Origin of the sequence: uncultured Tenacibaculum sp., from assembly GCF_947498805.1 — a bacterium.
Taxonomy (GTDB): domain Bacteria; phylum Bacteroidota; class Bacteroidia; order Flavobacteriales; family Flavobacteriaceae; genus Polaribacter.
Genome location: NZ_CANMLT010000010.1, coordinates 21,974 through 35,329, shown reverse-complemented (window position 1 = coordinate 35,329; position 13,356 = coordinate 21,974). Strand labels below are relative to the sequence as shown.

Below are 13,356 nucleotides of genomic sequence, written 5' to 3'. Positions count from 1 at the left end.
GATAATCTCTTGAAAATAACGGGATAGAAACAAAAACGTTATTTCTTTAAAAATATAGCGTATTGATTATCAGTGTGTTTTATGATAAATGTCATGTTGGTTGTGTTTCTCATTTCCTTAATTTGATATAAATTATTACATGTATTTATATGCCTATTAAAAGTTACTTAGCACACCCGTATAAAGGAAAAAAGAATGAGCTCATTAATGAGTTGTCTTCAATTAAAGAATGTGAAATAATCCCTGCGGAAAACAAAGACATTCTTGTGGTTGTAACAGAGACCGAAACCAAGGCAGAAGAAGATATTTTAAAACAACGATTAGAAACCGTAAAGAGCTTAAAACTACTAGCGATGGTTTCTGGATTTAATACACCTAAAAAAAACTAGCCCATGTATACTTCAACAACAAATAGAAGAAGCTTTATAAAGAAAATGGCTGTCCTTTCAGCAATGACAGCTGCAGCTACCATGTTTCCAGGTATTATGTTTGCTGGAGAACAGGAAAGAAACTTACCAAAAGGAGGAAATTTAGATTGGAAAAAAGCACCTTGTAGATTTTGTGGAGTAGGGTGCGGTGTTTTGGTAGGTGTAGAAGATGGCAAAGCAGTAGCTGTTAAGGGAGACCCAAAATCTAGTGTAAATAAAGGTTTATGCTGTGTTAAAGGGTACCACTCAGTAATGTCTATGTATGGTAAAGATCGTTTAACAAAACCTTTGGTAAAGAAGAATGGAAGGTACGTTGAAACTTCTATGGAAGAAGCTTTAGATTTAATTGCTTCAAAAATGAAGGAAACGATTAAAGACCATGGTAAAGATGCTGTATCCATTTATGGTTCTGGTCAATGGACTATTCCAGATGGTTATGTAGCTTCTAAACTCTTTAAAGGATGTATTGGAACTAACAACGTAGAGGCAAATGCTCGTTTATGTATGGCAAGTGCTGTAACGGGATTCTTAACATCTTTTGGTATGGATGAGCCTATGGGATGTTATGAAGATATAGATCATGCAGATGTATTCTTTTTATGGGGAAATAATATGGCAGAAATGCACCCAGTATTATTCTCTCGTTTGCTAGATCAACGATTAAAGAGAGGCGTAAAAATTATCGATTTTGCTACACGTACAACACGTACTAGTATGGCGGCCGATAAATCTATCATATTTAAACCTCAAACAGATTTAGCGGTAGCAAATGCTATATGTTATGAGATTATAAAAAATGGTTGGGTAAATCAATCCTTTGTAGAGAAGCATTGTAACTTTAAGAAGGGCTTGACCAATATGGGATATGGTTTAGAAGATAATTATAAATTCAAAGACAAACCATCAGGCATAAGTTTTGACGAGTTTAAAAACTTCTTAGAAGATTATACACCAGAGAAAGTAGAACAGATATCAGGAGTTTCTGCTAAGGATATTAAATACATGGCAGCCTATTATGGGGATCCGAATAAGAAAGTAATGTCTTTGTGGTGTATGGGAGTAAATCAGCATTCAAGAGGAACTTGGATGAACAACTTAATTTATAATATCCACTTATTAACTGGAAAAATTTCAACACCAGGAAATAGTCCATTCTCTTTAACAGGACAACCATCAGCTTGTGGTACCGTAAGAGAAGTAGGAACATTAACACACAAATTACCAAAAGGAGTGGTAATGAATCCTAAACATCGTGAGTTTGCAGCAAAAATTTGGGATGTTCCTGTAGAGAATATTGCACCAAAACCAACCTATCATACGGTAGAAATGTTTAGAGCATTAGATCGTGGAGATATCAAATTTATGTGGATTCAAGTAACCAATCCAATGGTAACAATGCCAAAGTTGAAACGTTACCGAGATGGAGCAAAGAAAGAAGGACGTTTTATAGTAGTTTCAGATATTTACCCAACACCAACTACTGATATCGCCGATGTTATTTTACCATCAGCCATGTGGGTAGAACGTGAGGGAATGTATGGAAACTCTGAAAGAAGAACACAATACTTTGAACAAATGGTACAACCTCCGGGGGAAGCTATGAGTGATACTTGGCAATTGATAGAAGTAGCAAAACGTATGGGATTTGAAAAACAGTTTTATTACAAGCCAGAGACTCATATTGAAGAAATCTATACAGAGTATCGTAAGTTCCATAAAGGGAAAAAACATAATATGGCTCCATTAGAGGTGTTAAAAGAGCAGTCTGGAGCTATTTGGCCTTATGTAGAAGGAAAATCTACTCAATGGCGATTTAATGCTAAATATGATCCAGCTTGTAGTAATGGAGAAGAGTTTCATTTCTATGGAAAGCCTGATGGAAAAGCTATTATTTGGGAACGTCCTTATGAACCAGCGGCTGAAGAACCAGATAAAGAATATCCATATTGGTTAAATACAGGACGTGTAGTAGAACACTGGCATACAGGATCTATGACTAGAAGAATCCCTGTATTGCATAGAGCCATGCCACATGCCTATGTTGAGTTAAATCCGGAAGATGCAAAACGTATGCAAATTAGAAACGGAGACAAAGTGAAATTAACTACACGTAGGGGAGAGATTGTTTTACCAGCATCTGTAAATGAAAGAGGGGTGCCAGAACCTATGCAAGTGTTTGTTCCTTTCTTTGATGAGAATATGTTGATTAATGATATCACGTTAGATTCTTTTTGTCCTATATCAAAAGAACCTGATTACAAGAAGTGTGCAGTTAAAGTTGAAAAAGCCTAGGTTATGAGAAAACGATTAGGTATAATATCACTGTTTATAGTCTTGTTTATAGCATTTATTACCATATGGAATTATAGCTATTATGCAGGACAAGAGGAAGCATATGTTCCGATAGAAAATAATAGACCAATTCCAATTATTCCTTCAGAGTCTGGAGTATTTGAACGTTCAAAACATGCCTTAGATTATACAAAGATGCCCATTGATGAGCAGCATCAACGTACCATGAAAAACTATTATGATAATAGAGCTTTTCACGGGGCACCACCTAGTATTCCGCATGCGGTAAATAGCGAACGAGATATGGGAGATAATAGTTGTTTAAAATGTCATGAAAATGGTGGATATGTAGAAAAATACAAAGCATATACTCCCGTTACCCCACATCCAGAAAAGATTAATTGTCGCCAGTGTCATGTTCCAGAGAAAACAAATTCTTTATTCAAGGAAACGAATTTTAAGAGGGGTACAACTCCTGTTGCAGGAATAAACAATGCATTGGCAGGGAGTCCACCTGTAATTCCGCATCAATTACAATTGAGAGAAAACTGTCTGGCTTGTCATGCAGGACCGAGTGCACCTAAAGAAATTAGGGTTTCACATCCAGAACGAGTTAATTGTCGTCAATGTCACGTACCTAATAACAAGGTTACTGTAGATGTTGGAGATTTCATGAGAAAAATTGGGAACTAATGAAGAATACTACAACTATTAAACAAGCAGGCTACCTTATTCTATTATTGCTACTTAGTATTTCTTGTAAGCATAAGGAACATGAATATCATAGTATAACAGATAAAATAGAAGCAGAAAGTAAACATTATAAAGGAACTTCCATTTCATCAGATAAATACATTGATGGGATGAATATGATTGAAGTAACCGAAAATGAAATCACTTTTTTAATTCCAACAAGAAAAGATAAAATAAAATCTTATAAGTGTACAGAATGTCATACACAGCCTTTGGCTAAAATGCAAACAAAAGATATAAAGAAGGCACATTGGAATATTAAACTAAATCATGCTGAATCTACAACAATGAATTGTATCACTTGTCATAATAGTGCTAATATGGATGAGTTAAGAAGTATTACTGGGCATGGAGTGGATTTTAATAAGAGTTACAAGCTGTGTAGTCAATGTCATCAACAACAATATAAAGATTGGACAGGAGGAGCACATGGAAAACGTATTGAAAGTTGGGCACCACCACGAGCTTCTTTGACCTGTGTGAATTGCCATAATCCGCATTCACCAAGTTTTGAAACAAAATGGCCAGCAAGATTCAATACACAAAAAATTAAGGAACGTAAATAATTTAGGCATGAGCAATAACAGTAAAAAATGGTTTACTCTAAACCTAAATAGTAAACATAAACAAAAGAATAACTCTTGTGGTTGCGGAAAAACATCAGGAGGATGTAATTCTCATAGTCAAAAAGAAGAACTAACAGAACAAGAGTTTTATGAAGCTGCAGTAAACGCATCTATTGGAGAAGAACGACGTAAAGATGGATTTGATCAAGTGTTTGATGTAAAAATGGACAGGCGTTCAGCTTTTAAAAAGCTAACAGCAAGTTTATTAATAGGAGCAGGAGCGGTATCATCTTGTACAAGTGTAGTTTCGAGTGATACATCTAAAGAAAAAGCACAAATAGATTGGGAAGAACAGTTTAAAGGAAACTATAAACTAATGACTGATGAGGAGAAGCAAGCAACGGTAGATAGGTTGGTGCGTTCATACCAACTAAGAACTGGTAAAACCATTAATATGTCTTCTAAAAATGCTGAAGACGATGTATTGTTTGGGTATGCTTTTAACATTTCTAAATGTCAAGGGTATATGGATTGTGTAAGTGCATGTGTTGAGGAAAATAACCAAGACAGAAATTCGCAAATGCAATACATCCGTATCCATGAAATGAAAGATGGTAAAGGATTTAATTTTAATGAAGCTGATGATAATTACTACCATGAAGTACCGGCAGAAGGACATTTTTACATGGGAACTCAATGTTTCCATTGTGATAACCCACCATGTGTTGAGGTATGTCCAGTACAAGCAACATGGAGAGAAAATGACGGACTGGTAGTCGTTGATTATGATTGGTGTGTTGGATGTAGGTATTGTATGGCAGCGTGTCCATATGATGGTCGTAGGTTTAATTGGAGCAAACCTGAAGTTCCAGAAGAAGAAATTAATAAGAATCAGCACTATTTAGGAAACCGTCTTCGTAAAAAAGGTGTAATGGAGAAATGTACTTTTTGTGTGCAACGCTCTAGGGCTGGTAAAAATCCAGCATGTGTAGAAGCTTGTCCTACAGGAGCAAGGATTTTTGGTAACCTATTAGACCCAAATAGTACGATTAGATGGGTTTTAGAGAACAAAAAAGTATTTCGATTAAAAGAAGATTTAGGAACAGAACCTAAGTTCTGGTACTTCATGGATTAAAAAATATAGAGATGAAACAACTTAAAGTTTTTAAAAGTTTAATTATAGATAGTTTCGATACCATTACTAAAGGCTCAAAAACCTATCATTTATGGATGGCATTTTTGACTTTTGTAATGTTAATTGGAATGTATTGTTACTCTATTCAATTAGAACATGGATTAAGTGTTACTGGAATGACAGATAGAGTTAGTTGGGGATTGTACATTTCTAACTTTACATTTTTGGTAGGAGTTGCAGCCGCAGCGGTAATGTTGGTAATGCCTACATATGTATTAAAAGATATTGATTTTAAACAAGCCGTATTGATAGGTGAGGGGCTTGCAGTAGCAGCGCTAATTATGTGTTTGGCTTTTGTAATTGCAGATATGGGTGGACCTTCTGTATTATGGCATATGTTACCAGGAATTGGAGTGTTTAACTTTCCTAACTCAATGCTTACTTGGGATGTAATTGTTTTAAATGGGTACTTGTTTTTAAATATAACCATACCGTTTTATATTTTATTTAGACATTATCAAGGAAAAGAGTCTAAAAAAAGTGTGTATGTACCAGGAGCTATTTTATCAGTATTCTGGGCAGTAGGAATTCACTTAGTAACAGCATTTTTATATCAAGGGTTACAAGCACGTCCGTTTTGGAACAATGCGTTATTAGGACCTCGCTTTTTAGCTTCTGCATTTGCTGCTGGACCTGCACTGATTATTTTGGTGCTAGCAATTATTAGAACATTTACGGCATTTAAGATTCAAGATAAAACCATTAAGAAAATAGCAATGGTAGTTACGGTGGCGGCTCAGATTAATATAATTATGTTGATATCTGAGTTATTCAAAGAGTTTTATGCACCTACGCATCATAGTGAAAGTGCTTATTACTTGTTTTTTGGATTAGATGGTAAAACAGCTTTGTTACCTTGGATATGGACCGCTATTTCTTTAAATGTATTAGCTACGGTTATATTAACTTTTCATAAACTTCGAAACAATTTAAAGGTCTTATACTTTGCATGTTTCATTTTGTTTATTGCAATATGGATTGAAAAAGGTTTTGGATTAATTGTTCCTGGTTTTATTCCAGGACCATATGGTAAAATAGCTGAATATACACCAACGGGTATTGAAATAGGTGTAACACTTGGTATTTGGGCGCTAGGTGCTTTAATATTTACCATTTTAGCAAAAACAGCTATAGGAATAGAAACGGGTAAATTGAGGTATAAGGGATAATTAGGGACGGTGATAGGTTTCTTTAAAAAAGTGGGCTAACTTAGAGTAGCCTGCTTTTTATTTTTTCTATAATATGTTGTACGTTGTCTTGAAAATCAAACCATAAAATATCCTGGTCTTTTCGAAACCAAGTTCCTTGTCGTTTGGCAAACCTTCTAGTGTTTTTTTTGATCTCAGCAATAGCAAAATCCTTAGTGAAATTCCCGTCAAAAAACTCAAACAATTCTCTATACCCAACAGTTTGTAGCGCATTTAAGCTTTTATGCGGATACACAGCTTTGGCTTCTGCTAACAAACCATTGTTCATCATAATATCAACACGACGATTAATACGATCGTACATAATTTCTCTATCTGCTGTCAATCCAATTTTAATAGAGTTAAACTTACGAGGAGCTTTTGGTTTGTTTTTATAAGAAGAATAGGTATTACCAGTGCCAATACAAATTTCTAAAGCCCTTATCAATCGATGTGGATTGTCTATAGCAATACTTTCATAGCTTTCTATATCCAATTCTTTTAACCTATTCTGAAGGTGTTCAATGCCTTTTTCTTCAAGTTCAGAAGTTAGTTGTACTCTAATTTCTGGAGCAACATCAGGAAAATAATCCAATCCTTTTAAAACAGCATCTACATACAAACCACTTCCTCCAACCATAATTTGAACAGGATTTTTTTCAAACAATTCTTCCAATTTAACCAGAGCATCTTTCTCAAATTGACCAACAGAATAATCTTCAAAAATACTTCTATTTTGTATAAAGTGATGAGGTGCTGCGGCAAGTTCTTCAGCATCAGGAACAGCAGTTCCAATAGTAGTTTCTTTATAAAACTGACGTGAATCACAAGAAATGATATCGCAGCCAAAATGCTGTGCTAGTTTAATACTTAGTGCCGTTTTACCAATGGCTGTGGCACCTACAATTGTAATCAGAGTATTTTCTTGCGACATTTAATTCAGTTTTGTTCCGCAATTATAACAAAATTCTGCATCATCTTTATGCCCATCATGTAAACAATTTGGACAAGATTGCGTATTTGTATCAATGCTAGCTTTTGTCATTTCTGAAGTTACAATTCCGGTAGGTACTGCAATAATACCATAACCAAGAATCATAATAATACTTGCTACAAATTGCCCGAAAGGAGTATGTGGTGCAATGTCACCATATCCAACGGTAGTAAGCGTTACAATAGCCCAGTATACACTTCTTGGGATACTTGTAAAACCATTATCTCCTCCTTCAATTAAATACATTACCGTTCCTAAAATGATGCACAGTATTAAAACAAAAAATAAGAAGACTCCAATTTTAGCTCTACTTGCTTTTAAGGCTCTTATAAAGTTATTAGACTCTCCAATAAAACGAGCTAATTTTAAGATTCTGAATACCCTTAATAATCGTAAGGCTCTCAAAGCAACTAAACTATGAGTTCCTGTAAAGATAATAGCTAAATACTTAGGTAAGGTAGATAGTAAATCTATAATTCCGTAAAAACTAAAAATATATCTAGAAGGTCTTTTTATAGAGATGATTCTAGCAAAATATTCAATAGTGAATAAAATAGTAATAATCCATTCTGAAATATCTAAAAATGCGTCATACTTAGTATGGATTGAGTCCACACTTTCTAGCATTACTAGTATAATACTAGCCACAATGGCAATTAGAAGAACAATGTCAAATAATTTACCAGCAGGAGTATCGGCTTCATAAATGATTTCATGAAGTTTGTTTTTCCAGTCTTTGTTTTTTTGTTGTTTCAACAAGAAAAATTTAGGAATTTAAACAATATTACAAATTATTTTCAACTTCTAATCTAATGATTTTTGAAACCTTATTTTTTAGTAAGTAGTTCTTAATAATAGTCTTAGAAAGCTGTTTATGCTCAACAGGAGTAAGCATAGACCTTAATACATCTAACTTGTTTTCTTGGTATGCTAGATTGGTGAAAGCGTATCCCATAACTTCGTTGTTTTCAATTAAAATAACAGCGTTTTCTTCTGGGATTCTACCTTTATCTACGATAATCATATCGCTATGATTAAAACCATTTAAATTGTGCTTGCGCTTTCGTATAATATTATACTTAGGTTTCAACCTTTCTAATTCTAAATAATATTTAAGTCTTGTAAATAAAAGGTTACCAGTTTCATCAAAGGTAATATCATGTAACCTTTTTAATATTTTTTCTGCCTTTCGAGTAGTTTTCAAGAAAAGCTTGTTGGCTTCATATTTTAAGTTGGTTCCTCTACCTATAAAAATGATATTTCCTTCTTCGTTATGAACGTAAAAAAGTCCTTGTCTTTCAGGAAGTTTGTCTAAGATTTTATCTATTTTTTGCTTAACCTCTCTTTTGTCAAAATACTTAATAGACTCTTGAACAATCTCTTTATTAGTATCTTTTTCTAAAAGTAACTTGAAAAGTTTCACAGTAGCCATGGCATCACCATTTGCTCTATGACGATCTGCCACAGGAATGCCTAAGTGTCTACATAATTTTCCTAAACTATGTGAAGGAGCATCAGGAATTAATTTTTTACTAAGGGTAACTGTACATAAAGTATTACGCTTAAATTCATATCCTAGTTTGCTAAATTCGTTTTTTAAAACTCTGTAATCAAAACTGGCATTATGCGCAACAATGATACAATCTGTTGTAATTTCAACAATACGTTTAGCTACTTCATAAAACTTTGGAGCATTACGAAGCATTTTGTTATTTATTCCGGTAAGTTTTACAACAAATTCTTGAATTTCTTTCTCAGGGTTAATTAGTCCTATAAACTGGTCAACTACTTGATGACCATCAAATTTATATATGGCTATTTCTGTTATTCCCTCTTCATTAAATTTTCCACCTGTCGTTTCAATATCTAAAATTGCGTACAATTCTTTCTCTTTTTTATTTATTTAAGTTAGCTGATTAGGGTAAATCTAAGCAATATAATTCCTAACTCCAAAAATAGAACTACCTATTCTAACCATATTGCTACCATTTTCGATGGCTAGCGGATAGTCACCGCTCATTCCCATTGATAAAGTAGTTAGATTAGAGTATTTTCCCTTATTTGAACTAAAGAAGTTAGCTAAAGAAGAAAACTCCTCTTGTAATTGAGCTTGATCATCTGTAAAAGTTGCCATTCCCATAAGCCCTACAACTTTTATATTTTTTAGTTCCTGAAATTCTTCTGAAGCTAAAATAGTTTCAATTTCAGAAAAAGTAAGTCCAAATTTGGTGTCTTCTTTCGCAATTCTCGCTTGTAATAAGCAATGAATTACTCTGTCGTGCTTTTTAGCTTGCTTATTTATCTCTACCAAGGTTTTAAAGCTATCAACACCATGAATTAAACTCACAAAGTGAGCCATGTATTTTACCTTATTTCTTTGTAAATGTCCAATCATATGCCATTCAATATCTTTTGGTAAAGCTTCATACTTGCCTACCATTTCTTGAATTTTATTTTCTCCGAACACTCGCTGCCCAGCATCATAAGCCTCTTGGATATCTGCATTGGGCTTTGTTTTAGAAACGGCAACCAAGGTTACATTTTCAGGCAATGATTCTTTTATCTTTTGAAGATTTTCTTTAATTCCAGTAATCATATATTTCTTTGTGTGCTATGAAAACTCATAAATAGTTAAAGCACTTCTTAATTTAGGTTCTATATAAGTAGTTTTTGGCGGCATTATTAAGCCAGCATCCACAATACCTTTTAGTTCTTCGATTGTAGTAGGAAGCATCCCAAAAGAGACTTTAAAGTCACCCTTATCTACTTTAGTTTTAAGTTCTAATCCATCAGATTTATCTTGAGAATAAATGATCTTAGAATCATCTCTAATATCATCAATTCCTAAAATAGGTTTTAAAACGGTTGTATATAAGATATGTGCATCTAAATCACTTAAAGCATTTGTAAATTCATAGGCAGATTTACGCAAATGAAGTGCATAAAACTCTCCATTTAAGTACATGCTAAATTGATGCTTCTCTTTGGGTTTGTATAATTCTTGACCTCTATTTTCTATTCTAAAATAAGTATCTAATTCAATAAGAAACTCATCTGGAGTTAATCCATTTAAATCTTTAATAAATCGATTAAACTCATATATACTCAACTGACTTTCAGGTAATAAATAACTCATAAAGAAATTATAATTTTCATTACCTGTATGGTCTGGATTCTCTTTAGCTAAATTTTGAGCTAACAAACATGAAGAAGTAGAACGATGATGTCCATCTGCAATATAAAGGGTATTTATAGCTTGAAAAGCTTCATTAATCTTCTTTATATCTTGTTCATCGTCAATAACCCAAAGCAAATGAAAATCTTTATCTGTGGTTGAGAATTCATACTCAGCTCTATTTTTTTTATACTTCTGAATAATTTCTTCTACGGAAGTATTGTCAGGGTAGGTAAGCAGTACTGGTTCTGCATTGAATCCTGTATTCTTTAAATAATTTTCAAAAAGAAGCTCACGTTTTTTTAAAGTACTCTCATGCTTTTTTATGGTATCATTGTGATAATCTTCTACGGAAGTAGCAGCAATAATTCCACAAAATGTATGAGTAGGAGTTACTTTTTGATACAAATAATACGCAGGTTTTTCATCTTGGGTGAAGATACCATCCTCTTTAAATTCTAAATAGCGATTGTGAACCAGTTTAAAACGTTGTTCTCCAGTAACATCTTGCTTGTGGTATTTATAACCAGGATTAATTACATGTAAAAACGTATACGGATTAAAGTCAAGTTTAGCATTTAGGTTCTCCGTATCATAAATTTCATATGATTTTGAAGATACTAATGCCACTTTATCTCTGGTAGCTCTAACAGCTTTAAAGGGTTTAACAATAGCCATATATAATTATGAAAGTAATTCTACTATTTGTTTTGCAAGTTCAACACCAATTCGTTCTTGAGCTTCTAGAGTAGATGCACCAATATGCGGTGTTAATGAAATATCAGGATTCATTAACAATTGAATTTCTGGTGTAGGTTCGTTTTCATAAACGTCTAAACCAGCATATTTCACTTTTCCGCTGTCGATAGCACTTACCAATGCTACTTCATCTATAACGCCACCTCGTGCAGTATTAATAATTCCAACACCGTCTTTCATCATTTCAAAATGATCCGCTGCTAACAAATAATCTTCTTGAGCAGGAATATGTAAACTAATGAAGTCAGCCTCTTTTAATACTTCTTCTGTAGGAACCGTATCAATGGTAACATCAATAGATTGTCCGTTGAAAAAAGGAACTGTTACAGAAGTCGTTTCAACATTGATATCTGAAGCAACCACATTCATACCAACACCTAAGGCTATTCTTGCCACCTCATGTCCGATATTTCCCATTCCTATAATACCCAAAGTTTTTCCACGTAATTCAATTCCTGAGGCATATTGTTTTTTAAGTGCTTTAAAACGAAGTTCACCTTCTAAAGGCATATCTCTATTGGCTTGGTGTAAAAAACGTACCATTCCGAAAAGATGAGCAAATACTAATTCTGCAACTGAATTGGCTGATGCTTCTGGAGTATTAATTACAAATACACCATTATCTTGTGCGTACTCTACATCGATATTGTCCATACCAACACCACCACGTCCAATTAACTTAATGCTTGGACAAGCTTCAATTAATTCTTGACGTATTTGCGTTGTACTACGAACTAAAACGGCATCAATGCCATGATCATTTATATAGTTTTCTAATTGCTCTTGAGCAACTTTAGTGTTTATTACTTCAAAACCTGACTTTTCTAAAACTTCTATTCCTTTTTTAGAAATCCCGTCGTTTGCTAATACTTTCATTTTGTTTCTAATATTGGTCTTTATAAACCCTTAACTTTATAAAGACAACTAGTTTATGCGATTCTTTCTAACTCTTGCATTACATCTACCAAAGCTTGTACGCTATATAAAGGTAATGCATTATACATACTGGCTCTATAGCCTCCAACACTTCTATGTCCGTTTAAACCATTAATATTGGCTTCTTTCCATAAAGTGTCAAACTTCTCTTTTAAATTTTCATTGGTTAAGGTAAACGTAGCATTCATATGACTACGATCTTCCTTATTTACAACTCCATTAAATAATGGATTTCGATCTATTTCATTATATAATAATGCCGATTTTTGCTCATTTACTTTTTCTATAAACTCAATACCTCCTAAATCTTTTAACCATTCTAAAGTTAACATAGAAACATATATCGAAAATACAGGAGGTGTATTAAACATACTCTCTTTTTCAATATATAATTGATAGTTTAACATAGAAGGAATTTGACGTTCTACTTTTCCTAAAATATCTTCTTTTACCACAACTAAAGTCGCCCCAGCTGGTCCCATGTTTTTTTGTGCTCCAGCATAGATTAAATCAAACTTAGAAAAGTCTAACTGGCGTGAAAAAATATCTGAACTCATATCACATATCAAAGGAACTGAAGTTTCTGGAAAACTTTTCATTTGAGTTCCATAGATAGTATTGTTACTAGTACAGTGAAAATAATCGATATCACTTGGTACTTCATAATTTTTAGGAATATAGCTAAAGCCTTTATCTTTAGAAGAGGCAACTTCAATCAATTCTCCAAATAAGGTTGCTTCTTTGATAGCTTTAGAACTCCAAGTACCTGTATTTAAATAGGCTGCTTTTTTGTTTAATAAATTATAAGCAGTCATTAAAAACTGCATGCTAGCACCACCTTGTAAAAACAATGCTTTATAACCTTTATTTTCTAATCCTAATAACTCTAAGGCTAAGCTTCTTGCTTTTTCAATAACATCTACAAAAGGTTGACTTCTGTGAGAAATTTCAATTAACGATAAGTTATCATTGTTAAAATCAATAACTGCTTCAGAAGCTTTTTGAAGTACGCTTTCTGGTAAAATACAAGGACCTGCGCTAAAATTATGTTTTTTCATATTGTTGAGTTGT

At 33.5% G+C, this 13,356-nt stretch carries 13 protein-coding genes; 6 read left to right on the top strand and 7 right to left on the bottom strand.

The window, feature by feature from the left end:
• The first annotated feature begins 149 nt into the window (after positions 1-149).
• Genes Q0873_RS16795 through dsrP form a run of 6 tightly spaced genes read left to right on the top strand, consistent with a single transcriptional unit; the run spans position 150 to position 6,403 of the window.
• A complete protein-coding gene (locus tag Q0873_RS16795; RefSeq protein WP_299109549.1) occupies positions 150-389 on the top strand; it encodes a hypothetical protein in 240 nt (79 codons plus the stop codon).
• Positions 390-392: 3 nt separating this feature from the next.
• Positions 393-2,720, top strand: a complete 2,328-nt coding sequence (locus Q0873_RS16790; RefSeq protein ID WP_299109547.1) for a molybdopterin-dependent oxidoreductase — start codon at positions 393-395, stop codon at positions 2,718-2,720.
• A 3-nt stretch (positions 2,721-2,723) separates the two neighbouring features.
• Entirely contained in the window at positions 2,724-3,413 is a 690-nt protein-coding gene (locus tag Q0873_RS16785) for a nitrate reductase cytochrome c-type subunit (protein WP_299109546.1), read from the top strand.
• The gene (locus tag Q0873_RS16780) at positions 3,413-4,039 is read left to right on the top strand and encodes a multiheme c-type cytochrome (protein WP_299109544.1); all 627 of its coding nucleotides are present in this window, start codon (positions 3,413-3,415) and stop codon (positions 4,037-4,039) included. The genes Q0873_RS16785 and Q0873_RS16780 overlap by 1 nt, the downstream gene beginning before the upstream one ends.
• Before the next feature lie 7 nt (positions 4,040-4,046).
• Positions 4,047-5,174, top strand: a complete 1,128-nt coding sequence (locus Q0873_RS16775; RefSeq protein ID WP_299109543.1) for a 4Fe-4S dicluster domain-containing protein — start codon at positions 4,047-4,049, stop codon at positions 5,172-5,174.
• Between the two features lie 11 nt (positions 5,175-5,185).
• On the top strand, positions 5,186-6,403 hold the full coding sequence (dsrP, locus tag Q0873_RS16770) for a sulfate reduction electron transfer complex DsrMKJOP subunit DsrP (RefSeq protein WP_299109542.1): 1,218 nt from the start codon (positions 5,186-5,188) through the stop codon (positions 6,401-6,403).
• A 40-nt stretch (positions 6,404-6,443) separates the two neighbouring features.
• Here dsrP and miaA read toward each other — a convergent pair whose 3' ends face one another.
• The 7 genes from miaA to serC are packed head-to-tail and all read right to left on the bottom strand — an operon-like array spanning position 6,444 to position 13,343.
• Entirely contained in the window at positions 6,444-7,355 is a 912-nt protein-coding gene (gene miaA / locus Q0873_RS16765) for a tRNA (adenosine(37)-N6)-dimethylallyltransferase MiaA (protein ID WP_299109541.1), read from the bottom strand.
• Positions 7,356-8,171 (bottom strand): ion transporter, encoded by an 816-nt coding sequence (locus Q0873_RS16760; RefSeq protein ID WP_299109540.1) that lies wholly within the window; start codon positions 8,169-8,171, stop codon positions 7,356-7,358.
• 28 nt (positions 8,172-8,199) lie between these two features.
• On the bottom strand, positions 8,200-9,297 hold the full coding sequence (locus Q0873_RS16755; RefSeq protein WP_299109539.1) for an exonuclease domain-containing protein: 1,098 nt from the start codon (positions 9,295-9,297) through the stop codon (positions 8,200-8,202).
• A 45-nt stretch (positions 9,298-9,342) separates the two neighbouring features.
• Positions 9,343-10,011, bottom strand: coding sequence for a YggS family pyridoxal phosphate-dependent enzyme (locus Q0873_RS16750; RefSeq protein ID WP_299109537.1), 669 nt, complete (start codon positions 10,009-10,011; stop codon positions 9,343-9,345).
• Between the two features lie 15 nt (positions 10,012-10,026).
• Positions 10,027-11,268: a DUF1015 domain-containing protein gene (locus tag Q0873_RS16745; RefSeq protein WP_299109535.1), complete on the bottom strand. Its 1,242-nt coding sequence runs from the start codon at positions 11,266-11,268 to the stop codon at positions 10,027-10,029.
• Between the two features lie 6 nt (positions 11,269-11,274).
• A complete protein-coding gene (locus tag Q0873_RS16740) occupies positions 11,275-12,225 on the bottom strand; it encodes a D-2-hydroxyacid dehydrogenase (protein WP_299109533.1) in 951 nt (316 codons plus the stop codon).
• Between the two features lie 53 nt (positions 12,226-12,278).
• Positions 12,279-13,343 carry a 3-phosphoserine/phosphohydroxythreonine transaminase gene (gene serC, locus Q0873_RS16735; RefSeq protein ID WP_299109531.1) on the bottom strand — a complete coding sequence of 355 codons (1,065 nt, stop codon included), beginning with the start codon at positions 13,341-13,343 and terminating at the stop codon, positions 12,279-12,281.
• Positions 13,344-13,356: the final 13 nt, after the last annotated feature.

Excerpts from the sequence above, each read along its gene's own strand:
- Q0873_RS16780 (WP_299109544.1), top strand. The coding sequence starts at position 3,413 with ATGAAGAATACTACAACTATTAAACAAGCAGGCTACCTTATTCTATTA.
- Q0873_RS16795 (WP_299109549.1), top strand. The coding sequence starts at position 150 with ATGCCTATTAAAAGTTACTTAGCACACCCGTATAAAGGAAAAAAGAAT.
- miaA (WP_299109541.1), bottom strand. The coding sequence starts at position 7,355 with ATGTCGCAAGAAAATACTCTGATTACAATTGTAGGTGCCACAGCCATT.
- Q0873_RS16775 (WP_299109543.1), top strand. The coding sequence starts at position 4,047 with ATGAGCAATAACAGTAAAAAATGGTTTACTCTAAACCTAAATAGTAAA.
- dsrP (WP_299109542.1), top strand. The coding sequence starts at position 5,186 with ATGAAACAACTTAAAGTTTTTAAAAGTTTAATTATAGATAGTTTCGAT.
- serC (WP_299109531.1), bottom strand. The coding sequence starts at position 13,343 with ATGAAAAAACATAATTTTAGCGCAGGTCCTTGTATTTTACCAGAAAGC.
- Q0873_RS16790 (WP_299109547.1), top strand. The coding sequence starts at position 393 with ATGTATACTTCAACAACAAATAGAAGAAGCTTTATAAAGAAAATGGCT.
- Q0873_RS16785 (WP_299109546.1), top strand. The coding sequence starts at position 2,724 with ATGAGAAAACGATTAGGTATAATATCACTGTTTATAGTCTTGTTTATA.
- Q0873_RS16750 (WP_299109537.1), bottom strand. The coding sequence starts at position 10,011 with ATGATTACTGGAATTAAAGAAAATCTTCAAAAGATAAAAGAATCATTG.
- Q0873_RS16745 (WP_299109535.1), bottom strand. The coding sequence starts at position 11,268 with ATGGCTATTGTTAAACCCTTTAAAGCTGTTAGAGCTACCAGAGATAAA.
- Q0873_RS16740 (WP_299109533.1), bottom strand. The coding sequence starts at position 12,225 with ATGAAAGTATTAGCAAACGACGGGATTTCTAAAAAAGGAATAGAAGTT.